We start from the raw sequence: 26,573 nt of genomic DNA, 5'->3' as shown, positions 1-26,573 counted from the left end.
ATTTCAATGTCGAGTTTTTAATTTAATGTCATGTGATGATACTGATGCCCATACAAATCAATATCTCCATTTTGTTTAAATCCTAATTTAGTATAGAGTTTTAAAGCGCCCTCATTCTCATAATCACAATTCAAACTCCATTTCGCATTTTTATCAGTCTCAATTAAATGTTTTAACAATTGCGTAGCGATGCCTTGACCTCTGTATTCAGGAAAAGTAGCCACCGCTTCAATATAGAATTCATCATTGTAAGCTTCTTGTTGAGGTAATGGTGTACCTAGTTCACGAATATCCTCTTCAAGCGGTAAATTCAACCATTGTCTCTCTAAATCTAGCTCCTTTTCACCTGGATAAGCTATAATACAACCAGCCACGACACCTTCTTTTTCATATACCCAAATATGCTCATAATACGTACGATATTTAACATTTACAATGCTTAATTCTATCGCCTCAATCACACGTTTTTTAGTAAACGTTTGAGTCAGTTCTAACTCCATATCTTTCCATATGATATAGCATAATTTAGCAATTTGCCTATTATCACTTGGACGCGCTCTTCTAATCATCATTCATTCCCCTTTTTTAAATAGGTTGCACTGTTATTATATATAATCTCTGTGATTTAATAAAATTATTACTAACTGGGCATCAAGTTGATGAGTAAATTCAATGTTGAATGTTTAAAAATTCTTAAAATTACTTTTAATAAGCTACAATCAAGGGTAAATATGTATAATAAATCAATCATAAAGGGAGAATAATTATGGATATCATTAGAAGAGTTTTTAGAATTTTAATCACAGGCTATATTGTTAAAGCCATTAGAAACCTCATATCTGGTAAATCAGGAAAATCTAACAATGGCAATGACAATGAGAATAAAGAAAAATAAATACTAAGAAGTTTATTAATGGGAACATTACATTTGTTTGAGAAGCACTATATTTTAAATATGTCGAACTAATCACGTACGGTTAGTTCGACTTTTTATTAAATAAAAACTTCTATTAATAATTAAAAGATATTCATTATAGTAATGTAATAAAAATGTCGAAATCTTTATTTAAAATTTTATGGAATATTATAGTGAAAACCCTTACAATATATAATGTGAAATTCAGATAAAAACTAAAGTAAAATAATCCATAAAAATCAAATTAATAATTCTAAAAAGTAGTCATTATGATTAATAATCAGAATTTTCTAAATATAATGTTTTATCTCCTTTTTATAGCAAGAATGATTAAAATTACTTTAAATGATTGAGGTGAAATATATGCTAAAAGAAAAAGATAGAGAAAGTAAGTTCTATAGAGTCATATTAAATATTTTACAATATATTAAAGGAGTGAGTAGTTATAAGTGTTTAATATCCAAATTTTACCTTCTATAAATGAAATAGAAAAAGAAAAAATACTCGACATTAATGACTGCATTGTTATTAATTCAAAGAAGTCCAAACCCGATTTGCTTATCATTCGGGAAACTAGTAACGAATATAATCAGATGATAGAAAATAAAGTGAGTTCAATACCTATCATAGTAATAACTAAAAATAATAACAAAGACCGAAAGTATTACTTTTATGAAAAAGGTGTAGCTTTGTATGTCATCCTTAATGACGAAGACCATTATTTTATAGAGTGTCTCATTATTAACGAAATAAAGAAGCACTTACACTACCTTCGACCTAAGCTGCTCATCGATTTTGAAAAGCAATTATTTATTTTTAAGGACAAAAAATATGCACTCTCCCACATTGAATTGCAAATTCTAAATTATCTATACCAAAATGTGAACCAATACGTCTCCAGCAAAGATCTAAAAATTCAAGTTTGGGATACCTTAGAATATGTAGATTCTAATACTATAAATGTTTACATTCACAGATTAAGATACCATCTTCAAAATTGCGATAATTTGGAAATTATAAATAAAAGATCTACAGGCTACAAATTAGTTATCAAAGATAGATAATTAAATTCATAATCAGTACAAACACGAAACAATCCTCAAAGTATTATAAATTCTATTACTTTGAGGATTTAATATTATACTACGATTAAAATCTTAAATGTTTACTATTGGTTAACGCTTTAACGAGACGAAATTATTAGCTAATTAAAAACATATTTTTCCAACTTTTTTCTAAATAATTACTATGAGTGGCTTGATAATCTAATAATGATAAAAGAATACCTATCTGTCCTTCTAATAACCCCACCTTATTTTTATAACGTGTTTGATTATTTTCTAATTCGATATCATAAAACATAAACTGATTTTCAGAAGAATAATGTGACAATATCTTTTCCTGGATTAATTCTAGATAACTATTAACTTCTTGTATATTAAAGTATCTATTTACATTATTTAGAATAGTTAAATGAGACGATAGACCATGACAAAACGTTGGACTCAATAAATTATCATTATTCAATCTAATTATTTTAATTATTAAATTTTTAGCTTTCTCAATGAGATTTACATTATTTAAAGCTAAACCTAATAGCCAAATTGTATTCATTATCCCAGTATCCCCGTAACACCAGCCATTTCTGATAGAGTATGAAGGATAATACTTTTCTGCTATATCATAGCGATCAAGCCAACTTTGATTATATTGAAATTCAGTCTTAAATAAATATTCCGTAATATCAGAAAGTAAACTTGAATGATTATCAATTTCCACTCCTTTTATTTTACTAAGCGCCAACAACGAGAATGGACCTAATATGCCATGTGCTAAACCTAAATTTATATTTCCTAAAGAAAACCTTTCTTTATCTATATTTAAAAATTGATTATCCTTGGAAACAATCCAGTGTCTTTTTGAATAATGTATATCTCTAAAGTGATTCATTATTTCTATCAAACTAGAAATAACCTTCGGATTTGCATCTACTCTGTTTAACAAATACCTACCAATACCCGCTAAACCTCTTACCACATCATATTCTCTAGGATTAGCTTCTGTAGTTATATATGTCATTTTTCTGTTGATAAACTTGATTAAATAATCATCGAGTGTCTGCAAAATATTTCGATAATGTAAATGACCATCAGATACCACATCAATTGAAAATGCTATACCTGATATACCACTAAACAAAGAATAACCTTCTATTCCTCTTTCTAATTCTTTGCCTATCCTCAACACATATTTATGTATTAATTCATCAAAGTTAACGTGGTATAAATTTTGAAATTCATTTAAAAACAATATCACTCCAGGATAACCATGGGACAATGTATAAGAACTCCAACAATCACTCTTATTCTCAATTAGTGCTGTAGCATTTTCATAGTGTGATAAAAATTCAACTTCTTTTTTCATCATGGCTTCGACTTTATTCATTGATAATATCACCACACCAGTATTTCTTTGTCTTCTCTATTTCATTAAAAATAGAAAGTACAAATTTCTCTTTATCTCGATTAACGCCAAATACTCTATTACATCTCATATGAATCAAACTGCCAATAATATGTGCTCTAGGAGTAGATAAACCTCTACTTAAAGCGACTTTTAATTTTTCAATTTCTTTATAATTGTTATATAAAATTTGATGAAGTTTGGGTAGCTTTTCATGTAAATAGCAATAATTATCTCTAGGGTTAGTAAGTTTAACCATCTCATTTTTATATTCTCTTATCTCATTATTACGATATAAATTTTCAACATTGTTATGTCTAATTTCATCAATTTCTTCTTGGCTTATATCTAATTCATTTATTAAAAAAATAATAGTTATTGCTACAATAAATTCCTTAGGATAATTAAATGTTTGATCAATGATATGAATTGCCAACCAACTATCATACATAAAATAATCCTCAATGATCTCAATTGTTTCAATACCACCATATCTGTTGATTTCGGGTTGATAATCTACAATAGCATAAGTAGATAATTCAGATTCTTTAAGCCACTTTTGTTTAAGTTGCATTATCTCATGATATAAATGTATTGAATCATTTGATTTACTTAATAAACGAAGCTTAATGAAATGATCATTTTCTCTATATTTAATGAAAAAGAAACTTTCTAAGTGATTATTATCAAAAAGTTCTCTTAAACACGGTAATATATATTGAATTAAAAATTCATTTTGATAGCTTTCATCAATATACAAATGTATTGAAAGCCATTCCCTTTTAGTTTCCAATCGCTTATATATATTTTTAGGAATCATTAAACTTTTTTCATTAGATTTAGCTTTTCTATATATTGGCGTCACAATTTCTATCACTCTATCATTGTTAGACTTAGATATAAATTCCTCTAAAAGACAAACTCTACCTTGCTTTTCAATTTCTTTTTTTAATATAGATATATGCGCATCATTAGACAAATTAATCGTTAACCTATTATCGCCAAAAGCCATATTGACATCATTAGGGATATTATAAAATTGTTGGATCTTATGAAATTGTTCAATCCAATTTTCTTTTTCACTACTTGAAAACATATCTTTATTTAATTTCCATGTTGCGAGCTTTAAAATTACATTTTTATATCTAATTCTAGGACAATAATTAAATCCCTCAATTCCATCGTCTTTAATAGGTTGGATAAATTTTGTATTACCTAAGGACACCTCTCTGAGAAACCTATATAAATTAGAACATAAAACATAATTCAACATAGAATGAGTAATAAATAAGATTCTTGAATTTAAAGTTTTAGAAAATAAATATAATTTATCAAAAGTACTTCCAACATATAAATCGTCTAATGTAATTGAACTACATGGCATATCTAGGTCAAGTTCTTTAAATTTTGTAGTACCAGAATGATTAATATTTAAATTTCTGGCATATTTAGGAATTTCATTTATATGAATAACTTCAGTGTTATTTTCATTACTATATTCAATATATTGTTCATATATTTCGTTATCTAATTGCTTACGTATGTCCCTATCAATTTCCTGAGAAAAGCGCCCCATCGTCGCACCAGCAATGAAAGAAGATACAATAGGACTAATCACCAAAAATTCATCATATCCTTTTATATTATTACCATAATAAAACTCACTATATATTTCTGAAGATAAAGGCGCTCTCTCTATAGGAATAGTGTCTTTCTTTTCTAAGTCTAAGAATTCATTTTCAGTGATTTCTATCTCTTCATTATGAGAAAGTGCGTAATAATATTTTTCTTTCAAAAAAGGACGATTATTTTTTATAGATTTATCTTCTTTAGTGCAATAACCCATACCATTGATATCAGAAAGTAATTCCTTTAAATTTACAATTTGTTCTAAACCATATTTTTCTAAAAAACTATAATGAAAATCATGATTAGTGCTAATACCCAAATCATCTGGAGAAAGTAACCATAGTAGATATGCAGCTTCACTAATATTTCTAGCAATTTTCTTACTTAAATAATTATTTTTAGTTTGAATTTTAGTATCAATTTGAATATACTCTTTAGCTTTAAATAAATGACTCATCAACTCTCGAATTCTTAAAAAGGTTTTCTTACCTTTCCCAATTTCCATAATTTGGTACTTCATCATTTCAAAATGTATAAGTTGAAGTGATCTAATAAAATCATTATCAAAGTCTCTATAAAAGCATAATAAATAATCTAACGGGTTTTCTTTTTTTAAAGCAGTTCTTAAGCTTGTAAATATTATTTCTTTGTCTAATAGATTTTGTATAAAACTTTTTATTTCCTGCTCGTCATTAATTAAAAATTTTTCTGAAATTAATTTTATTAGATCTTTAAATGTTAAATCCTCTTGCAAGCTTTGTTTAATGAATTTAAGCAAATCATTATTTTTGATCGAGACTAGTTCTTTATTATTTTCCTGAATGAGACATGTTTGATTATCCAAATATATACGCTGGTCGGTAATGTAATTTCTTTCATTCCAAATAACGTAACTATCTTGATAATAATCATAATTACTTTCTAAAAAATGAATTAATTTGCTTAACCAAGACCCATCTATTTTTACGCTTTTATAATAGTAATTAACATCTTCTTGTATTTGTATATTTGTTTTTTCAGCAAGTTGTCCCAATGATACGCCACTTAACAATCCATATGGCGTGCCCCTCGTACTCATTCTAATAAGATATTTTAAAAAGCTCTCTTTAGCATTACGCGCTTTCTTCTTCTCACTATCAAATGAGATATTAGTTAAGCTTTGATATAAATGATATGTCGTAGTCAAAATGGTTTCTTCAATAATTTTGTTTTGAAAAAAAGAGGAATAATCTATTTCATCATTTTTTAAATAAGTATTATAAATGGAAACAGGAAGTAAAGGAGCTCTAATAATGTAATAGCTAGACGTATTAAAAATACTTTTCATTTATTCACCTCTAAAAATAAAGCAGAGCCCTTTATAAGGAACTCTGCTCAAACATTGCACTTAAATCAACACTTTTTACTAGAGAATTACAAGTTTTTACCGGTTAGCGCATCCTGGCGTACACCAAATTAAACTTGTGTTTGGTGGATCTGATTCTGAATTACTGATTTCTATCGCGTTTACCTTCACGTCAAGATCAAAAAGTTCTTTCTTTTCTTTAACAGCTTTCGTTGAACCACTCCTTAATTTTTTTAAAAGAATATTTAAATTCTTTTCAGTTACATATTAATACGAGTTTAAAAATATTTCTATATTTTATCATTATTATTACATATGTGTAATAATATAATAGTTTAAATTAGTACTAACTTTATTAAATAATGAGAATACAGTGTTATCACATATACTTACACTCTAAAGTAAAATTTACATATTAAAAAGCCATGACTGTATAGTCATAGCTCCACTTAAATCTAAGTTATTCAATTATGCTTCCTAGTCTTATAGTAAACGAATACTATAATTTTTATAAAAAATACACACTTTTTTAGGAAATACCATATTCTTTAACCTCATAGTAGTCACTAATAAAACAGTGACATTTAACAAAATCAAATATAATTAATAAATAATGATGACTTCTTAATAAGAATAAATTTATTATACAAATTAGCTTTATCTTCTTTATATACAAAAATAAAAACATTTTTATGCCTTGTAAACAATCCTGCTAACAGATTGAATTAATTAGCAAGCTTAACTAGTTTGAATTGTTTACTATTATATATTCTTAATTACTATTAGCAACTCTACCCCTCTATACTAAAACTCAAAACCAAAACTTGTTTAAATCTACTTTATTTTAAGTATTATTCGTACACTTTGAATTATATTTCAATTCACTATCAAACAAATTTTACGCAATACTTTAATTCAATATTTTAGAATTTTATTATCGAAATTTTTTTTAATATTATATATAATATGCTTATAGGCTTTAAGTAGGTTTTAAAATAAGAATTAACATTAGTGATCAACTTAAAATGCTACTCATGAATTTATTGCTACATATATAATTGACTATACGATGTTTTTAAAGCGATAAAATTTCATAGATTAAAAAGCAAATGAAATAGCGATAAATAAAGAGAACGCTAACTTACTAATAAATTAACCATTAGTATAAGTGCGTTCTCTTTTTTATATAAAAATTATGCATAATTTAAACTTTTAATAGGAGTTGATGTTTAAAAACAAATAACAGATATACAATTTCTAAAACTAAATAAGGAGTGAGAATTATGCATCAATATAAGGAGCTGATTGATGATATTAATGTTAAATATATAGAGATGCCTAATAAATTAGAATGTTTAATCTCGGGTAATGATTTATACATTAATGAACGCTTATCATCATCTGCTTACATTAGAGAAACATCTGATTCTTATTATTTAAAAAACAATGAATTAACTTCATTAATCCCTTTAAATCAAATAGAACATGCAGTTACTACACACAACTGCACTACCCTTCTTAAACTTCCTACTACTTTTATTTTTCTAAACCTTTATTTCTACTCTATTAAATATTCTAATTTACCTTTTCTCAATATATTTCAAATCAAAAAATTGAATTTTAATCAAATAGATACATAGGAGGATATTTTTATGCAACAAGAATCAACATCATGGTATAAACAAGAATGGTTTATTGTTTTAACTTTAATATTTATTTTCCCACTAGGTTTATTTGTAATGTGGCGATATAGTAAATGGCCATCCATTGCAAAGACAATCGTAACAGTGGCAATAGTTGTTATAGCGTTATCTGGTACAACTTATGTTGGTAACCTCAAAACAAATAATCATGAAACACAACCTACCGTAAAGATAGATAATGAAACAGAAGATACAGCCAATAATACAGAAAACATAAATTATGATGATAGTAGTACAGATAAAGAAATAAACGATAAGTATCAAAAGGATGACAATACAACAAATAAAGAAAACGATGCCACATCTGTTGAAGGTACACGTTTAGAAAAAGCTGCACTAGAAAAAGCAAAAACATATTCTAAAGATTTGCATATGTCAAAACAAGGAATATATGATCAATTAACATCGGAATATGGAGAAAAGTTTAATAAAGAAGATGCACAATTTGCTATAGATCATCTTGATGCCAATTATGAAAAAAACGCACTAGAAAAAGCAAAATCTTATGCTAAAGATATGCACATGTCTGATGATGCAATTTACGATATATTAGTATCCGAATATGGTGAGAAGTTTACCGACTCTGAAGCAAAATATGCTGTAGACCATTTAGATAATTAAGTCTTGAGGGCGGTTAAATATCCGCCCTATTTTTAACAACATGAAAAATAAACAACGAGAGAGGAACAATTAAAAATGATTATATAAAAAGTTAACGGATTATGGTCTTATGATTTTAGATGTCAAAATAAGAGATACCGTAAAAGAGGTTTCAAAACTAAAAATTGCTTTTCGGGTCTAAACGACCATCAATTTCCAAAAGAGATTTATAGTTATATAGTTTTGTGATTTTCTCAGTGTTTTCAACAGTATTAGCTAGTTTTTTAAAAAACTTACTCTCCCCATTTTTTTCTAGTTCATTTATTAAAATAGATTTTCTTTTATTCATAATTTTTTCATCAAGATTCAATTCTTTATGAAAGTATTTAAGAGAACTTCTATCTGTGGTTTTGGTATCTATCAATAACGCCTTATCTTATATATATATCAATATAGTTATTAAATTTTTTTGTAAATGTTTTTCATTTTTCTTAATAAATTTTTATACTTCTCTATAAAGAATGATTTCTTTTAAAAATGAATTTTCATTCCTGTTAATTACTAACAGGCTTGTAAAATCTATTGCTGGGCTAGTTCTTGACTTATCCACTTTCTTAGTGCTAAATTTATTTGCTCGAGAAATTTTAGAAGAATTAGACCTTAAAGGGAGTAAAATGATTTTATTATTAATATCAATTGAATAAAAATAAGGTCTTGAACCTTCATTTTTTCTAATAATTTCGTAATCTTTTAACTTCAAAATTTCTTTAAATTTTTTATTATAAAAATTATTGTCTAGGATGTAAAACTTCATGGTGTGCCTCGATTTTGTTCAAAAAAATTAAAAGAGCCGTGACCTTTTATGGCATGGCTCCTTATACTATGATATTCAATTATCGCCTAGCCTCATAGTAGGCTGGCTACTGTATTCAATGTATTTTGTTTTATAAGTTCCACGCATTGTCGTTGACCTATAAAAATATTATAACATTTTTATATTATAAATCAATTTATAATTCCATTGTTTGTAAATCTTTTTTATTCTTTTTAGGCTTAGATGATTCTGTATATTCATTTTTCTCAGAAACAATTACATTTGAATAGTCTTTAGTTTGTTGACTTTCTTTATTATTAAAATGGTTCTCCACTAATACATCGTTACAATCTTTACAATCTTCACTTTGGGGTTGTTCAGACACAATATTAATTTCTTTACCTGAGCGATTTGAAATTAATCCTTGGAAATTTTTAACAAATTTACATTACTCTGCATCAACTCATAATTTGACATTTTTTTTAGTTCATACATGTTTTCTAATTCGTTTAATAATGTTTCTTTTTCTTCAGTGGTTAGATCATTTTGATTCAAGATTAATTGTCTAACCTTGGACAAATTTTCACTTTCAGTATTACTCATCCTCCACTAAAGCCTTTTTAATAATTTATCTTTAATGAGATTACACATTGTGGTTACCTATTAACTAAAGGCGTTTCAATCCAATATATTTCAAAAAGATTTGGTCATGCTAATATACATACAACACTCAAGATATATTCACATTTAATTAAAGAATTTGAGAACAAAGAAGATAAAGAAGTAGTTAAATATTTAAATGAAATTTTCTTGTGCCTAAATCAAGAAATGTTGTGACTAAAATAAAGCTTAATTATCATACTCATAGTCACAATTTGACTAAAAATTTTTAAACGGATAAAAACTATTAAGAAGTAAAATTTAAAAAAACACATTCAAAGCGTTGATACAAAAGGATTTATAAGAAGGCAAAAAAATAACGCTTATAATGGATTTATACCATTATAAGCGTCTGTACGGAAACGGAGGGATTCGAACCCTCGCGCCGCTCTCGCGACCTACACCCTTAGCAGGGGCGCCTCTTCAGCCAACTTGAGTACGTTTCCATATGGCTCCGCAGGTAGGATTCGAACCTACGACCGATCGGTTAACAGCCGATAGCTCTACCACTGAGCTACTGCGGATTAATTTAATTTATCTCTATCAAGCACAAATATTATTATATCAATCCTGTTCAGTTTTTCAAGAGAAATCTTAAAAAAATATACGGAACATTTACACTAATTTAATATTAACGCCCCGCATATTTTAAAATTAAACAAACAATTTTAATCTTAATTTGTGTAGTTAAAAATATTAAAATGGTGTCTACTTATCATCTAAAAGAGAATACCTTGAGAGAGCTTCAAATATATTTAACGATGATTGATTATAATCAATGGGTTGTTCTGGATTATTTGATTTCATACGTGCATGTTTATCTACCATATAATAATAAATAATCGCATTTGTATATTGATGCCATAAGCTATGATATGAAACGTTTAATATAAATGATTCACCATTAGCAAATATCACTTTACTTTTACGATTTTTAAGTTCTTTGATGTTGTCGATATAATGCATGTTTATCCAGATGTTTTCGTCTTGTCGATCAGAATGTGTTGGGAAAAAATAAGTTGGAAATAAAGGGGTAAGTAAAATAGGTGGTTTACTAGAGATACCTGTAATTCTATTAGTTTCAGATTTTTTGCTTAGGTAGCTATTACCATAGAATTTGCAGGACCTCTCGATAATTCTTTGAACTTTAAATGGACTTTCCTTTCGTGATTTATCAAATCTTATAATTTCTGCACCTGAAGTTTGCTGATATTCATCATACCTTGGTCGAATTAACATGTCACCTTTTCTAATAACATAGATTGATTCACTAAAATTAGTCATTCGATTACCTCACTTCACAAAAAAATAAATTATTGTTACTATTTTCTTTTAATAATAATAACTTAATTTTATTTAATACGAGCCTTAAATTAAGTCAAGTTCTACTTTTATTTTCTTTTTACACATATTTCTTTTAAAATGTCAGAATATTCATTGATTTCAAAAATTAAAAACTGTATAATACTCATATATCAATAAATAGGAAAGGTAGTGATTTTCATGAATCATAATACAAATGTAAAATACACTACACTTGAAGACTTTGTAACAACAGTTAATGATTTAGGTGTAGAACTTGTAATTGATGAAGCATTAAGAGAAGCTAGGAAGAAAAAACTTGAGACTCTTATCGACGAAGCACTTGTTAATAAGAATGAGAAAGATTTCAAACAGTACACAGATGAATATAAAAAATTGGAGGCTTTTCTCAGTGAATAAATTAGATTCGAGTCACTCATTATAAAAGGTCTATTCCCTACTTTAATTTAAGTTTAGAGAATAGACCTTTTTTATTTTATTTAAGACATTAATCTTATAATTTCATATTTATCAATATCACCAAAATAATGGTATAGATCATAATTGGATAATGCTTCCTCAATATGCTCGAAGTCATGTAAACAACCTTCAAGTGCATATTCAAGTTCGGTTACATCGCCTTCTCCAAAGAAGTCTCCAAATATTTTCGCATGTTCAATACGTCCTTTTTTAACATCAAATTTAATTTGTATAAATCCCTTTTCAAATTTTTCTTCACGCTCAAAATTATATTTAGGATTTTTACCATAATTCCATTCCCAAGTACGGTATTTTTCGTTGCTTAAATGTTTGATTTTAGTCCAATCGTCATCAGTTAATACATATTCTTCTACTTCATTTTCCCCAAAAATAGTCTTTAGAATAATTTGCTTAAATTCATTAATATTTAGTGGTTCTTCTAAAAATTCATCAATGTTAGCCACACGTTTTCTTACAGATTTAACGCCTTTAGATTTAATTTTAGCAGGATTAACTTTTAACGCATTTTGAACTTCATCAAGTTCACAATTTAACATCAGAGTGCCGTGACTAAACATTCTATTTTTAACCTTTACCATTGCATTCCCTGAAATTTTAGCTTCACCAACTTGGATATCATTACGGCCCGTCATTTCAGCATTAACTCCTAAAGATTGTAAAGCTTGCACAATCGGCATTGTAAACTTTTTAAAGTTGTGAAAACTATTGCCATCATCATCAGTAATAAAGCTAAAGTTCAAATTACCTGTATCGTGATATACCGCACCACCTCCAGATATACGACGCACAACATCAATGTTATTCTTATCGATATATTCTTTATTAACTTCCTCAATTGTATTCTGATTCTTGCCTACAATGATTGAAGGTCTGTTAATATAAAATAAAAAATAACTTTCTTCAGCTGGAAGATTTTTAAGAACGTACTCCTCCATTGCTAGATTGAGCGTGGGATCAGTAATATTATTATTACTAATAAACTTCATAACATTCCTCTCCTTAAAGTATCTTTCTATATGCCCTTACCCTAGTTATGAATGATTTATATTAAAAATTCCAATTATTTACTCATTTACGTCTTACTTTTCATATTTATATATAACAATCTTAGTTTTTTAAGGATATTAGTTTATTTGTTATGTAAATTTTAGTACAATATTATCTAGCTATGATTTAAGGGAGGAGTCATTATGACTGTTGCAGAAGTAGGTAATATTGTAGAATTTTATGACGGTTTAAGAGGCCGTGTAGAGAAAATTAATGACAATTCTGTTATTGTAGACTTAACAATTATGGAAAACTTTAATGAATTAGATTTACCTGAGAAAACTGTCATTAATCATAAGCGATATAAAATCGTTGAACAAGAAGGTTAATTATAATGAAAAATGTTTCTAAAGCTTTAATTTGGTTTATTATAAGCTTCATCGTCTTTCACGCAATTTTATTTGTGATGTGGGGTGAACACCAAGAGTACTGGTACTTATACACTGGCATTATGCTAATAGCAGGAATAAGTTATGTTTTTTATCAAAGAGACATTGCATCTAAACGATTATTAACTTCAATTGGAATTGGTATAATCACTAGTATTGTACTTATAATCGTACAACTCATTTTTTCACTTATTTCATCAGAATTATCGTACGCATCATTAATCAAAGAATTATCAAGAACAGGTGTTTATTTCAAATGGCAAATGCTCATTACGTTAATATTCGTAATTCCGTGTCATGAGTTATATATGAGAACTGTTTTACAAAAAGAATTAATTCGTTTCAACTTACCTAAATGGGTAAGCATATTAATAGTTGCAATCTGTTCAAGTTCACTATTTATCTACCTTGATAATTGGTGGATTGTATTCTTTATCTTTGTAACTCAAATCATTTTATCATTAAGTTATGAATATACTAGACGAATAGCAACTACTTCAATAGCACAAATTGTTGCTATAATATTGTTATTAATATTTCATGGATAAAAAGCATTTCTTAACCCTTCTCTTGCGGGTTAAGAAATGCTTTTTTTGTTGAAGTAATTTTATTAATCATAACGTTGTTATATATTGAGAGACAAATTAGAGATTAACTTTAAAATTATTCATTACTTTAACATTGTAATCTGCATTTTTCAGATTATTTCTAATCAGTCCCCCCATTGTTTCATCATGAGTTTCATGAACAATCGCATCTTTCAAGTAATCTTTGTAATTTCTATAACAATAATCTGTCATGGTGATTCGATACATTTGATTCTCATCTATATTATCTATTTTAACTCTGTGGTATGGCTGTTGTTTCATATCGACTGTATAATTAATACCTTGCCAGAATGTAAACAACGTTTCATCAATAATTGTTAAACTTAATTTTCCTTGTTCGAATTCTATATGGGAATAGCCATACTCTAGAATATCTTTTATGTTTTTCCCTCTTACCGTTAGATCAACAGGTTTGTCTGGATGTGGATATGCCTCATATAAATCCCTATTGCGAATAACTCCACCTAGTCCTTCCTCTCCGTTTATAGGTAGGTGCACACATGAGATTTTATAATCATACGCAGCTTTGATACCATCATGAAGTAATTGAGCAAATGGATGTGGCTGACAAATAATGTCTTCAATACTATCAATAGTTAGATTAAATTTGTTATTAGATATAATTTCATCTGCCCAGTACTCGACAGCTTTACGATCATAATGCGTCTCATTTAGTAAATCTTGATCTTCATTATAGTCATTTAAATCTATCACTTTTGATTTAATATTCTCTATTTCATATGAACTCGTTCGCTTTTTAAAATGAATTGATAAATGTACTAACTCTTCAGCATTTTGACCTGCTTGTACATAAACTGTTTCATGATCTTTACCAACAATAGTTTGATGTTGATGAGCTGTAATAATTAAGTCGATGACACCTAATTCTTCCATAATTTTTTCAGCTTCATTCGCATTTCTTTCGTTTCGTTTACTCTTATTACTAATTTTATTAAGACCACCATGATAAATAACTATAAGAAAATCTGGCTCCTCAACTTCATGAATATATCTAATCCAACGCTTAGCTGAGAGAAGCGTCTTTTCAATACTGACATCATCTTCCATTTCAGCATATTCATTTTTCATTAAACCATCAGCTGTTAATCCGACAATAGCTATCTTTAAATCATCATAATTTTTAATTGTATATGGTGTTGAAAAATATGGCTCACGCGTCACTGTGTACTCTATATTTGCTGATAACCAAGGAAAACGGGCTAACGCAACTGAACGCGTTAAGAATGACAAACCAAATTTAAATTCATTAGGGCTTATCCCACTAGCATCGTATTGCATAGCATTCATTAATTTAATCATAGGGTGACGCTTATAAGGAGCTACTACCGCATAATAAAATGCCGCTAACGAACCTGCTAAGCTACCTCCACTATCAAGTAAAATAACATGCTTATTTTGTTTACGAGCATCTTTGACATATGTGCCTGCTCTGTAGATATTTGATCCATAGTCCCCGTTTAAGAAGTGACTATGCATATCTGAGGTTGCAATCACATCTACAGTAATATTTTCATTTTTTTCCATCTAGCCACTCCTCTCATTAAAGTAAGTTTAACATGTAAATATCTTGTAGTGTAATTAATATAAAAGTAATTCAAATCATGCCTTTGGAAAACAAATCACAATAAATAATAAAAACTTATCTAAACATAAAAACACTTCTGATAAATAGTATTCATTTACCAGAAGTATTTTATAAAAATTATCCTATTTGAATCCGTTCTTTAGGATAGCTAAATTTATCAGGTTCTTTACGTCCAGCTAAAATAATAATAAATGATATCAAGCCGACTCGTCCGATAAACATCAGAATCATTAGTACAATTTTAGTTAAATTACTAATATTATCAGTTGCACCTAAACTTAAGCCACACGTACCGAATGCTGACATTACCTCAAAAAAGATTTGAATAAATGTCAATTTACCTTGTTCAGTAGCAGCAATAATAATCATACTTACAAAAGTTAGAATTGATGCCATTGTAAATACCGCAAAGGAACGTTGAATATCCATAATATGAATTTCTCTATTAAAGGCTTTGATACCTGTTTTATCAGCAGTATTATTAAAATTAATAATAAAAAGAATAAGAATAGCAAAAGTCGTTGTACGGATACCTCCACCAACCGAACTTGGAGAGGACCCAATAAACATTAATATGCTCATTATAATATTTGTGGCATCACTGAAATGTGACACATCAATTGTTTGTAAACCAGCACTACGTGTAGTCGCAGACTGGAATAATGAATCAAATAGAGCTTGATGCCAACTCAACCCCTTGAAGGCATGGTTATGTTCTAATAACAATATAGATAGTACACCGAATACAAATAAAAATAGATATGTAGACGTTGTTATTTTAGTGAATAATGAGAATCTAAAATTAGTTACTCTATTTTTTATGTATGCTTTAAGTTCGAGAAGAACCGGAAATCCAATCGAACCTAAAACAATTAGAAACATAACTATTGTTTGAACAAAATAATCTTTTGTATATGGCACAAGAGATTCTCCCGTTATATCTAAACCACCATTTGTTGTAGCAGAAACCGATACAAACACACCTTGCATAAAAGCGTGTTTTAAATCAGGATTATCTCGATAAAAGTAAAATGCTAATAATAATGCGCCTACAAGTTCAATTACAAATATTGTTCTTACAATCTCTAAAATCAATTTTACAGTACCACTCATCGTGTCTTTATTATTATCTAACATGATAAGTTGTCGTTCTCTTATACCAATGTGCTTACCCAACACTACCCAGAGTAATGTACCGATAGCCATGACACCTATTCCACCGATATTTAAAATAATCAAAATGATTATTTGTCCAAAGGTAGAATAAGTATCAACTATATTTACTGGTGTTAATCCTGTCACACTAATTCCAGAAACCGCAACAAATAATGTATCTATAGGATTAACATCAACTCCATGTTTATGTACAAAAGGTAAATTTAATAATAGAAATGCAACCACAATGGCAAAGAGATAATAAAGAACAATCCCTTGTTGAGGACTTGATTTCTTAAGTAATTGACTTAATATAGACATAAATTTCACCTCAACGTTTATTTCAGTTTAATTTGAATAGTTTTTTCTGTACCATTTCTATAGATTTTAGCTGTTAAATTTTTTAAATCATCTCTATGGCTAAAAATAATTTGTCTATAGCGTAAATTATCTTCAACGGTTTTACCATCTAATTCTACTATTACATCATCTTTTTTCAACCCTGATTTTTCACCTAAGCTATTTTCTTTAACATCATTAACAAGCACACCATTGTTAACACTTGATGGAAGGTTGGCTTCCTCTCGTTCTTCACTTGAAATATCTGCTACATTTTTTATTTTTATACCAGTGTTAGGATATTGCACTTTTCCATTGTCTTCTAATTGTTGTGCTATTTTACGTACATCATTAATCGGAATTGCAAAGGCCATACCCTCTACATTTTCCATATCTATCTTCAACGAAATAATACCTATAAGTCTACCATCTTTATCAACTACAGCTCCTCCAGAGTTACCTGGATTAACTGGGGCATCAACTTGAAATGCTTTCATCAACACATCATAACTGTTGTCTTTGTCTATATCCACAGGTACATGACGATCTAAACCTGAGATAATCCCTTTAGAAACACTACCTTTGAAATCTACTCCTAAAGGATTACCAACTACTAATATTGATTCTCCTAATACTAAGTTATTTGAATCACCTAAAGTTATTGGTTTCATACTTTCATCTGATAACTTAGCTTTTACAACAGCAATATCAGACCATTTGTCTTTGCCAACCACTTTTCCTTCAACAGACTTATTATTATTATATGTAACTTTCTGTTTATCTTTATCTCCGACTACGTGAGCATTCGTTAAAATATAAATAGAGTCGCCTACTTTTTTGTAGACGACACCCGAACCAATTTCATTATCTGAACCTGATTTACTTTTAGGAATAGTAGTATTATTAGATACATTGTTTTGAACAGTTACTACTGATTTGACAGAGTTATTAGCGTTTTTCATTGTAGTTGTATAATTCTTGTCATTTCCATTAAAAGCACTATCATTAGTATGATCATTTTTATTAACTGTTGTAAATATAGCATTTAATATAAGTAATAATAAGATAATACCTATGATAATTAAAAGTTTTGGCCAGTGTTCTTTAAAGAAAGCAATTATTGCATTCTTGATGTATTCAAAATTATCATTTTTATTACTTGTTTTTACAGAATCTTTCTTTGAATATTTATCATTACCTTTGTCATCATCATTTTCCTTATCATCTGAATGTTGATTTATAGATGAATATGGCTTTTCTTTGTTTTGTTCAGAATCTAAATGACACTTATCATTATTTTTTCTCTTATCTGTTATATTATTAGAAGTTTCTATCTGATTATTGTTCTCATAATCATTATCTTCAGTGTTAACCTCTTTTTTATCGGATGTTTCATTTATACTAGACTCTTCTGGTTGAATGATGTCATCATTTTCTTTAGCGATTTTAGCGGTTTTGTCTTCACCCTCTAAGTCCTTCGGTTGGTTAGTGATAGAATATGGCACTCTTGTTTCTTTATGATTATGATTTACTTGTTCATCTTCAACTTCACTTCGTGGTCTATCCTCTGAAGTTAAATGTGTTTGAGTGTGATCACTTAATTCTTTAGAATTAGAAGATTTTTTGCTCATTGAAGAAGGTTTTAATGCATCTGTTTGATTGGTCTCTTCATGTCTATTTTTTTGCCTTTGATTTGCTATTTCGTGTTGTTGTTGAATTTCTTCTTGAGTTAATTTCTCAATTCTTGCTTTACGTAAATTATCTTTAACGCGTTCTTCATTAACCTTGGATTGTTGTTTTTCTTTAGCAACTTGCTGTTTTAGAGCTTCTCGTTCACGTTTAATACGTTCTTCTCTTTCTTCATTATGAAAATATTCACGTCGCTTTCGACGATACTGACTACGGGGTATGACTTGTTTTTTATCATTATCCAATTGATGACCCACTCCTATATTCACTTATATTAGTTAAATATGTAAAAATTATTAAATTTTAGTTATTTCTAAGGTTTTCAATACAGTATTATCGAGTTTGATTATAGTTTAAATTTTAATATTTTAACTATAAAACTGCAATGTTCAATATAACAAAGTTAAAAATAAACTCCACTCAAAAGGTTAGATGAGTGGAGCAATGTTTAAATAATAAACTATTTATTCTTCTTTTTGTTTTTAATGACGGAAGTAAACCATCCTATAATCACTAGTAAAATAAGCACTGCCCAGAAAATGGATTGCCATAAAGCACCATGAGGGAATTCTTCTGGTAAAACGCCAATATCTGGATGCGCAAGAACCATTACAACTAATTTAATACCAACCCAACCAACGATGGCAAAGGCTGCTCCCTCTAAACCTGGATATTTATTTAATAATTCAACGAACCAATTTGCAGCAAATCTCATAAGAATGACACCAATCATGCCACCTAAGAACATTACTATAAATTGACCTAAGTCCATTCCACCGAAGTGAATCCCCATCTTAGGTAATGTCACTGCTATAGCTAAAGCAGCTAACATTGAATCAATAGCAAAAGCAATATCTGCAAATTCTACTTTGAAAACTGTGCCCCAAAATGCTTTAGGCCCAACTTTCTTTTCATTTCCTGAATCACCATAGTGATGATCATCACCTGAGTCTTTATGATGCTCTTCTTCTGATTTATGGAAGAAATCCCACAAATTCTTGATAGACATATAGATTAAATAGATTGCACCTGCAGCTTGAATCCACCAGAAGTTCGCAATAATACTAATTAAGAATAAGGCTATAAATCTAAATATAAATGCTCCTAATAAACCATAAAACAATGCCTTCTTACGTTGTTCTGGTGGTAAGTGTTTTACCATTACAGCCATAACTATTGCGTTATCAGCTGCTAATAAACCTTCTAAGAACACAAGCACTAAGAGTACCCATAAATAAGGTAAAATCAAACTTGGATCCATAGTGGACAACTCCTTTATTAAAAAATACAAATAAAGAGACCTATGCTAAATAATAGCAAAGGTCTCACTAAGCAATTGTATTGCCCACTTTACCGGAAGACTTACCTTCGTAATGACGATAAAGTGTTAAATAGTAGTTGCTAATAATTAAAGTTCTACTATCCTCTAGTTACTCCCCTCTGACAAAGTCGTCATAGGTATTCATTTGTTAATAATAGTATACATAGATTGTACAAGTAACACAATCTAAATCGTATCTACTTCGTTTAATATGTTCTTAAAGAATACCCCGTTGTCAATAAAGTTAAACTCAAAACTTATAATAAACTATATAACTTAATATCAGGGAATTTCTCTTCAAACCAACGAGTAGCAAATTCATTTTCAAATAAGAAGACAAAGTTGTCATAGCGGTCTTTCACTAATATAGAACGTGAAGTGTTCATACTATCTTTAATATCTTCTTCATTTTCTATCCAACGCGCGATTTTTCTTCCAACTGGTTCCATTACTACATCAACATTGTATTCATTCTTCATACGGTGCTCGAACACTTCAAATTGTAATTGACCTACAGCACCAAGAATAATTTGATTGGTGTGTAGCGTTTTATAATATTGGATTGCACCTTCTTGTACAAGTTGTTCAATACCTTTATGGAAATGTTTTTGTTTCATCACGTTTTTAGCTGAAACTTTCATAAAGATTTCAGGCGTAAATTGAGGTAAATCTTGGAAACTATATTTTTGCTTAGCACCGACAAGTGTGTCCCCTATTTGATAATTACCTGTATCGTATAAACCAATAATATCACCAGCTACAGCGTGGTTAACAGTTTCTTTATCATCCGCCATGAATGAAGTAGAACGTGTTATTTTTTGTTTCTTACTTGTTCTCTGTAATGTTACATCCATACCACGTTCAAAGGCACCACTTACAACACGCATAAACGCAATTCGGTCTCTGTGTTTAGGATCCATATTCGCTTGTATTTTGAAAATAAATCCTGAGAAGTCTGTATCAAATGGACTTACTTCAACATCTTCATTTGTTTGACGAGCGTTAGGCATCGGTGCGTGGTCAACATAAGCGTTTAAGAAGTTTTGAACACCAAAGTTAGCTAAAGCTGAACCAAAGAAAACTGGTGTGAGCTCACCGTTTAGTAACGCATCATTATCAAATTCTTCGCCCGCTTCTTCCACAAGCATCATTTCTTCAATAGCTTGTTCAAAGGCACTATCATTTTTAATATCATGATCTTCTTCTAATTCGTAATCATCATTGAGATGTAATAGATTTTCTTCATCTCTAAATGGCTCAATAGTTTTAGTCGCTCTATCTATAATACCGAAGAAATTTTGACCCATACCCACAGGCCAGTTCATTGGATACGTTTCAATATTTAATGTTTCTTCAATTTCATCTAACAATTCAAATGGTTCTTTACCAACTCGGTCAAGTTTATTGATGAACGTAAATATAGGAATACCTCTCATTTTACATACTTTGAAAAGTTTTAAAGTTTGAGGTTCAATACCTTTTGCGCAGTCAATGACCATGACAGCACTATCTACTGCCATAAGAGTACGGTACGTATCTTCAGAGAAGTCTTCGTGTCCTGGTGTATCTAAAATGTTAATTTTATAATCATCATAATCAAATTGCATAACTGAACTAGTTACAGAAATACCACGTTCTTGTTCTACTTTCATCCAGTCACTTGTAGCGAATTTCCCTGTTTTCTTACCTTTAACAGTACCAGCTTCTCTAATCGCTCCACTGAAGTATAATAATTTTTCAGTTAAGGTAGTTTTACCAGCATCCGGATGCGAGATGATGGCAAATGTTTTTCTTGACTCTACTTCTTCCTTTAAATTCATTCATCATTCTCCTTTTAGTTTGTTGCTATCCAATCACAAATGTCACGTGCAAGTGCATCGGCTTCATTTTCAGTATAAAAATTAAAAAATTGCATTAATAATTCATCATGTAAATCATTAACAGTTAAGTCGAGGGGCAGTTCTACAGACCAAAATAAGTCAGGAATCGCTATCAACATAACGCCTCTATCGCTATTTTGATAGAAATAAATATTTATTATTAGTTCATTATACTGAAGTTGCTTAATCTTCAACAGGTCCACCGCCGAATTTCTTATAAGCAGCTTCTAATCCAATTAAATCATCTCTATGAGGAACTTTCACATGGCCAGGCATAATTTGATAAGGTTCTCTTCCTTTAGATGCTAATACTACTGTATCTCCAGGTTCAGCAACATCTATTGCATGTTTAATGCCTTCAGCGCGATCATCAAATTCGACATAATTATCATGAGTTGCACCTTTAGCTAACTCAGCTGTAAGCATTTTAGGATCGTCATTTGCAGGATTATCAGGAGTAAAGATAACATAATCTGCACGACATGCTACGCTACCCATCTCAGGTGTTTTAGTCATGTCTCTTTCTCCAGCCATACCAACTAAGAAAATCAATTTCTGTTTAACGAAAGGTTTCACTGCGTCAATCAATTTATTCATACCATCTGCTGTATGAGCGTAATCAATAATTAAATCAATTGGTAATGAAGGATCGAGTACCTCTAATCGTCCTTCTACGGGTTCAAGAGAAGTTACCGCATTAATAATTTCTTCCATAGAAGCGCCTTTACTCCAAACTGCAATGATAGCAGCCATAATATTAGAGATATTGAATCGACCTACATAGGGTGATTTAACTCGATAATCTCCAAATGGTGTGCTGAAATCAAACTCCACACCCTGTAACGATTCATCAATATTCTTAGCCATAAATTGAGCTTCGTTATCTATGCCATATGTAAACACTTCATAAGGTGTCACACTTGCTAAATAATGAGAGAAATCATCGTCATTATTAAGTACGACGTATTTTTCTTTAGCTAAATCTTCACCAAGTTGGCTAAATAATAATGATTTTGCGTGGCCGTATGCTTCCATAGTGCCGTGAAAATCTAAGTGATCTTGTGTTAGATTTGAGAAAATCGCAACATCAAATTCTACACCTCTTAACCGACCAAGTGATAAACCATGACTCGATACTTCCATTGTCATAGCTTCGGCATCAGCATCAACTGCTTCTTTAATCTTTTTAGTTAATGAAACTGTTTCAGGCGTTGTGTTGGCACCTTTAGTCTTTGTTTCATTGATTTGGAATCCATTGGTACCTAAATAGGCACTATTTTTATTTAATTTTCTATAAATGAGATGAATCATTGTTGCAATTGATGTTTTTCCGTTAGTCCCCGTGACACCATATGTAGTCAACTGATGACTTGGAAAATCAAATAACGTATGTGCTAGTAAACTAGCTACTCTTAATGTATCTGGAACAACAACTTGAGTCACTTCCCCATTAAGTTCAAGTTCCCTGTTTACCACTACAATACTACAACCTTGTTCAATTACATTTTGACAAAATTTATGACTATCTACCGTATATCCTTTAGATGCTACGAAAATACTTCCTTCTTTAGCTGTACGTGAATCAGTAGTAATATCATCTACATTTTTATCTAGTGTTCCAATTACATTTTTTACTCTTATTTTCTCGAACAACGCACTCGCATTCAAAATGTATCGCTCCTTTTTTTACAATAATTCTATTATACACATTTTACTAGTGTTGATAAATTTATTCTTATTTATTGAGGTTCGTTATTAAAATAAAGTCCTTCTATATTTAATAGGAGGTAAAAATTTAATTAAAAATATTCTTCAATGTAAAATTAAGTCAATTTTTATTAAGCTTAAGTAAAAATATCTTAAAAATATTTCTATAGCCCCAATCATCCCAATACATTTCCCTTAATTAATGCTAGTATGAAAGTAGATTAAGAAAATATAAAGTTTTTAATAAGTTTATTTTGCGTTAGTACGAAGTTTAGATTGAGTAATTAAAAATTTATTTTGAAGATGAGTGTGGTATAATGCATAAATAAAAATTTAAATTACTTAGTTTACATAGTTAATTCACGAATTTGAAATGTGTTGCGCACTGTATTTATCATGCTAAGAAGCGACAACTTCATGTCGCTTAATTCCTTTTATAATGTATGAAAATACGTTACACTTATTATAAATTTTAAAAATTAATGGAGGGTGGCTATAAATGGTTACTCAAAATAAAAAGATATTGATTATTACTGGATCATTTGGTAACGGTCATATGCAAGTCACACAAAGTATTGTCAGCCAATTGAATGAAATGAATTTAGATCATTTATCAGTAATACAACATGATTTATTTATGGAAGCTCACCCAATTATGACTTCTATTTGTAAAAAATGGTATATCAATAGCTTTAAATATTTTAGAAATATGTATAAACGTTTTTATTATAGCCGCCCTAACGAGCTTGATAAATGTTTTTATAAATATTATGGATTAAATAAATTAATCAACTTACTCATAAAAGAGAAACCAGATTTAATACTTTTAACATTCCCTACACCTGTCATGTCAGTACTTACTGAGCAATTTAATATTAATATTCCAATTGCAACTGTTATGACAGATTATCGCATGCATAAAAATTGGATTACCCCAGATTCTCAAAGATATTACGTTGCTACAGAGGATACTAAAGATGATTTCGTTGAAGCAGGCGTGCCAGCTTCTCATATAAAAGTAACTGGAATCCCTATTGCTGATAAGTTTGAAGACTCCATTGATAAAGAAGCTTGGTTGTCTAAGCATCATTTAGATCCAAACAAACCAACTATCTTAATGTCAGCAGGTGCATTTGGAGTTTCTAAAGGTTTCGATTATATGATTAATGAAATCTTAGAAAAAAGTCCTCACTCTCAAATAGTGATGATATGCGGACGTAGTAAAGAACTGAAACGCTCTTTAAAAGCAAAATTCAAACATAATCCAAACGTTTTAATTTTGGGTTATACCAACTATATGAATGAATGGATGGCTTCAAGTCAATTAATGATTACTAAACCAGGTGGGATTACAATTTCTGAAGGACTCACACGTTGCATTCCAATGATTTTCTTAAATCCAGCACCTGGTCAAGAACTTGAAAATGCTCATTATTTCGAAGATAAAGGGTTCGGTAAAATTGCTGACACACCAAATGAAGCCATCGATATCGTATCTCATTTAACAAACCATGAAGACAGACTAGAAGCTATGACAAATCAAATGCGATTATCAAAAGTAAGTTATTCTACTCAGAAGCTATGTAGAGATTTATTAGATTTAATTGGTCACTCATCTCAACCAGAAGAAATCTACGGAAAGGTTCCTTTATATGCAAGATTCTTCGTTAAATAATTACTCCAATAACAAAAATTTTGTTATTATGTTAGTAATTTTATTCTTAATGGAATTTGCACGAGGCATGTACATACTTAGCTATATTAACTTCTTGCCAACAGTGACGTCGATTGCAATCGCAATTACTTCATTTGCATTTTCTATACATTTTATAGCTGATGCAGCAACAAATTTTGTTATCGGATTTTTACTTAAGAAATTTGGTGCAAAGATTGTTTTAACTGCAGGCTTTTTACTCGCATTTGTAAGTTTGTTTCTAGTCATCTGGTTCCCAGCATCACCATTCGTAATCATATTTAGTTCTATTATGCTAGGAATAGCCGTTAGTCCGATATGGGTCATCATGTTATCAAGTGTTGAAGAGAATAATCGTGGTAAGCAAATGGGGTATGTATACTTCTCATGGTTACTAGGTTTATTAGTCGGCATGGTCGTAATGAACTTGTTAATCAAAGTACACCCTACTCACTTTGCTTTCATGATGTCTCTCGTAGTTCTTATCGCATGGGTATTATATTACTTTGTTAATATACAATTAACGAATTATAATACGAAACCTGTCTCAGAACAGCTTAAACAAATCGTTGATGTTACAAAACGACATCTCGTATTATTTCCTGGGATATTACTACAAGGTGCAGCAATTTCAGCATTAGTGCCTATACTTCCTAAATACGCTACAAAAGTAATCAAAGTTTCTACCGTTGAATACACTATTGCAATCATTATAGGTGGTATTGGTTGTGCATTTTCAATGTTGTTCTTATCAAAGATTATTGATAATAATAGCCGTGGATTTATGTATACCATTATCTTTGGTGGTTTCATATTATATACGTTATTAATATTTGCTTTATCATTGTTAACTAATATCTACTTAGTTTGGGTAATAGGTCTCTTTATTGGATTAATGTATGGAATACTTTTACCAGCGTGGAATACTTTTATGGCTGGTCATATTAATCCCGAAGAACAAGAAGAAACTTGGGGCGTATTTAATAGTGTTCAAGGATTTGGATCTATGATTGGACCATTAGTTGGTGGATTAATCACTCAATTTACAAATAATTTAAATAATACATTTTACTTCTCAGCTATGATTTTCCTATCTTTAGCTGTATTCTATGGTTATTACTTTATAAGTAGTAGACAAAAAAGGAAATAAAGTATTTCGAAGCCTATTGATGAATTTTCATTGATAGGCTTTTCTTTGGCTTAATA

The 26,573-nt window shown here is 29.6% G+C and carries 25 protein-coding genes and 2 tRNA genes; 9 read left to right on the top strand and 18 right to left on the bottom strand.

Translation table 11 applies throughout. From position 1 onward, the window contains the following. Positions 1-17: 17 nt before the first annotated feature. Positions 18-569 carry a GNAT family N-acetyltransferase gene (locus tag CM54_RS02155; RefSeq protein ID WP_023350492.1) on the bottom strand — a complete coding sequence of 184 codons (552 nt, stop codon included), beginning with the start codon at positions 567-569 and terminating at the stop codon, positions 18-20. Between the two features lie 197 nt (positions 570-766). On the opposite strand from CM54_RS02155, the gene CM54_RS13040 reads away from it, so the two are divergent. Together CM54_RS13040 and CM54_RS02150 are read left to right on the top strand one after the other, a co-directional pair. Continuing rightward, positions 767-895 carry an SAR1012 family small protein gene (locus CM54_RS13040; protein ID WP_002435341.1) on the top strand — a complete coding sequence of 43 codons (129 nt, stop codon included), beginning with the start codon at positions 767-769 and terminating at the stop codon, positions 893-895. Between the two features lie 470 nt (positions 896-1,365). Beyond that, a complete protein-coding gene (locus CM54_RS02150) occupies positions 1,366-1,980 on the top strand; it encodes a winged helix-turn-helix domain-containing protein (RefSeq protein WP_037548634.1) in 615 nt (204 codons plus the stop codon). Between the two features lie 136 nt (positions 1,981-2,116). Here the strand turns inward: CM54_RS02150 and CM54_RS02145 are convergent, their stop codons facing one another. From CM54_RS02145 to CM54_RS13120, 3 genes are all read right to left on the bottom strand, one after another. Then, a complete protein-coding gene (locus CM54_RS02145; RefSeq protein WP_037548632.1) occupies positions 2,117-3,361 on the bottom strand; it encodes a lanthionine synthetase C family protein in 1,245 nt (414 codons plus the stop codon). Then, positions 3,354-6,335: a lantibiotic dehydratase gene (locus CM54_RS02140; protein WP_037548629.1), complete on the bottom strand. Its 2,982-nt coding sequence runs from the start codon at positions 6,333-6,335 to the stop codon at positions 3,354-3,356. Before CM54_RS02140 ends, CM54_RS02145 begins: the two co-directional genes overlap by 8 nt. 96 nt (positions 6,336-6,431) lie before the next feature. Next, positions 6,432-6,596: a gallidermin family lantibiotic gene (locus tag CM54_RS13120; RefSeq protein ID WP_082243223.1), complete on the bottom strand. Its 165-nt coding sequence runs from the start codon at positions 6,594-6,596 to the stop codon at positions 6,432-6,434. A 1,040-nt stretch (positions 6,597-7,636) separates the two neighbouring features. On the opposite strand from CM54_RS13120, the gene CM54_RS02135 reads away from it, so the two are divergent. Together CM54_RS02135 and CM54_RS02130 are read left to right on the top strand one after the other, a co-directional pair. After that, complete coding sequence (locus CM54_RS02135; protein ID WP_002435300.1) at positions 7,637-7,993, top strand: hypothetical protein; 357 nt, start codon at positions 7,637-7,639, stop codon at positions 7,991-7,993. Between the two features lie 12 nt (positions 7,994-8,005). Then, on the top strand, positions 8,006-8,677 hold the full coding sequence (locus tag CM54_RS02130) for an Ltp family lipoprotein (protein WP_002435314.1): 672 nt from the start codon (positions 8,006-8,008) through the stop codon (positions 8,675-8,677). A 157-nt stretch (positions 8,678-8,834) separates the two neighbouring features. On the opposite strand, the gene CM54_RS12835 is transcribed toward CM54_RS02130, so the two are convergent. The 6 genes from CM54_RS12835 to CM54_RS02100 all read right to left on the bottom strand — a co-directional run bounded on the left by CM54_RS12835 (position 8,835) and on the right by CM54_RS02100 (position 11,414). Continuing rightward, a complete protein-coding gene (locus CM54_RS12835; protein WP_231469349.1) occupies positions 8,835-9,026 on the bottom strand; it encodes a hypothetical protein in 192 nt (63 codons plus the stop codon). A 132-nt stretch (positions 9,027-9,158) separates the two neighbouring features. Further along, on the bottom strand, positions 9,159-9,470 hold the full coding sequence (locus CM54_RS12830; protein ID WP_231469347.1) for a hypothetical protein: 312 nt from the start codon (positions 9,468-9,470) through the stop codon (positions 9,159-9,161). Positions 9,471-9,666: 196 nt separating this feature from the next. Next, on the bottom strand, positions 9,667-9,855 hold the full coding sequence (locus CM54_RS02120; RefSeq protein WP_231469344.1) for a hypothetical protein: 189 nt from the start codon (positions 9,853-9,855) through the stop codon (positions 9,667-9,669). A 632-nt stretch (positions 9,856-10,487) separates the two neighbouring features. Then, a tRNA-Ser gene (locus CM54_RS02110) sits at positions 10,488-10,576 on the bottom strand. Positions 10,577-10,579: 3 nt separating this feature from the next. Next, a tRNA-Asn gene (locus CM54_RS02105) sits at positions 10,580-10,654 on the bottom strand. A 184-nt stretch (positions 10,655-10,838) separates the two neighbouring features. After that, on the bottom strand, positions 10,839-11,414 hold the full coding sequence (locus tag CM54_RS02100) for a competence protein ComK (protein WP_023350568.1): 576 nt from the start codon (positions 11,412-11,414) through the stop codon (positions 10,839-10,841). Positions 11,415-11,633: 219 nt separating this feature from the next. On the opposite strand from CM54_RS02100, the gene CM54_RS02095 reads away from it, so the two are divergent. Continuing rightward, a complete protein-coding gene (locus CM54_RS02095; RefSeq protein WP_030065132.1) occupies positions 11,634-11,852 on the top strand; it encodes an IDEAL domain-containing protein in 219 nt (72 codons plus the stop codon). An 80-nt stretch (positions 11,853-11,932) separates the two neighbouring features. Here CM54_RS02095 and CM54_RS02090 read toward each other — a convergent pair whose 3' ends face one another. After that, positions 11,933-12,919 (bottom strand): lipoate--protein ligase, encoded by a 987-nt coding sequence (locus tag CM54_RS02090; protein ID WP_037548622.1) that lies wholly within the window; start codon positions 12,917-12,919, stop codon positions 11,933-11,935. Between the two features lie 204 nt (positions 12,920-13,123). On the opposite strand from CM54_RS02090, the gene CM54_RS02085 reads away from it, so the two are divergent. Together CM54_RS02085 and CM54_RS02080 are read left to right on the top strand one after the other, a co-directional pair. Further along, a complete protein-coding gene (locus CM54_RS02085) occupies positions 13,124-13,309 on the top strand; it encodes a YkvS family protein (RefSeq protein ID WP_002433441.1) in 186 nt (61 codons plus the stop codon). 5 nt (positions 13,310-13,314) lie between these two features. Beyond that, positions 13,315-13,917, top strand: coding sequence for a CPBP family glutamic-type intramembrane protease (locus CM54_RS02080; protein WP_002433304.1), 603 nt, complete (start codon positions 13,315-13,317; stop codon positions 13,915-13,917). Positions 13,918-14,013: 96 nt separating this feature from the next. Here the strand turns inward: CM54_RS02080 and CM54_RS02075 are convergent, their stop codons facing one another. The 7 genes from CM54_RS02075 to CM54_RS02045 all read right to left on the bottom strand — a co-directional run bounded on the left by CM54_RS02075 (position 14,014) and on the right by CM54_RS02045 (position 23,635). Further along, entirely contained in the window at positions 14,014-15,522 is a 1,509-nt protein-coding gene (locus tag CM54_RS02075; protein WP_002433217.1) for a bifunctional metallophosphatase/5'-nucleotidase, read from the bottom strand. 178 nt (positions 15,523-15,700) lie between these two features. Next, positions 15,701-17,059 (bottom strand): TrkH family potassium uptake protein, encoded by a 1,359-nt coding sequence (locus CM54_RS02070; protein WP_037548620.1) that lies wholly within the window; start codon positions 17,057-17,059, stop codon positions 15,701-15,703. A 17-nt stretch (positions 17,060-17,076) separates the two neighbouring features. Then, positions 17,077-19,011 carry a S1C family serine protease gene (locus tag CM54_RS02065; RefSeq protein WP_037548618.1) on the bottom strand — a complete coding sequence of 645 codons (1,935 nt, stop codon included), beginning with the start codon at positions 19,009-19,011 and terminating at the stop codon, positions 17,077-17,079. Between the two features lie 215 nt (positions 19,012-19,226). Next, complete coding sequence (locus tag CM54_RS02060; RefSeq protein ID WP_037548616.1) at positions 19,227-20,027, bottom strand: TerC family protein; 801 nt, start codon at positions 20,025-20,027, stop codon at positions 19,227-19,229. Positions 20,028-20,344: 317 nt separating this feature from the next. After that, positions 20,345-21,907: a peptide chain release factor 3 gene (locus CM54_RS02055; protein WP_037548614.1), complete on the bottom strand. Its 1,563-nt coding sequence runs from the start codon at positions 21,905-21,907 to the stop codon at positions 20,345-20,347. Between the two features lie 14 nt (positions 21,908-21,921). Beyond that, positions 21,922-22,161 (bottom strand): YueH family protein, encoded by a 240-nt coding sequence (locus CM54_RS02050; protein ID WP_030065122.1) that lies wholly within the window; start codon positions 22,159-22,161, stop codon positions 21,922-21,924. Next, positions 22,151-23,635 carry a UDP-N-acetylmuramoyl-L-alanyl-D-glutamate--L-lysine ligase gene (locus CM54_RS02045; RefSeq protein ID WP_037548613.1) on the bottom strand — a complete coding sequence of 495 codons (1,485 nt, stop codon included), beginning with the start codon at positions 23,633-23,635 and terminating at the stop codon, positions 22,151-22,153. Before CM54_RS02045 ends, CM54_RS02050 begins: the two co-directional genes overlap by 11 nt. A gap of 538 nt (positions 23,636-24,173) precedes the next feature. On the opposite strand from CM54_RS02045, the gene CM54_RS02040 reads away from it, so the two are divergent. After that, positions 24,174-25,349: a diglucosyl diacylglycerol synthase gene (locus CM54_RS02040; RefSeq protein ID WP_037548611.1), complete on the top strand. Its 1,176-nt coding sequence runs from the start codon at positions 24,174-24,176 to the stop codon at positions 25,347-25,349. After that, the gene (gene ltaA, locus CM54_RS02035) at positions 25,327-26,517 is read left to right on the top strand and encodes a lipoteichoic acid biosynthesis MFS flippase LtaA (protein ID WP_023350575.1); all 1,191 of its coding nucleotides are present in this window, start codon (positions 25,327-25,329) and stop codon (positions 26,515-26,517) included. Before CM54_RS02040 ends, ltaA begins: the two co-directional genes overlap by 23 nt. The last annotated feature ends 56 nt before the right edge of the window (positions 26,518-26,573 follow it).

The organism is Staphylococcus sp. TE8 (assembly GCF_000692055.1).
In the GTDB taxonomy this organism is placed as follows: domain Bacteria; phylum Bacillota; class Bacilli; order Staphylococcales; family Staphylococcaceae; genus Staphylococcus; species Staphylococcus capitis.
This window is presented reverse-complemented; position numbering and strand designations above follow the sequence as displayed.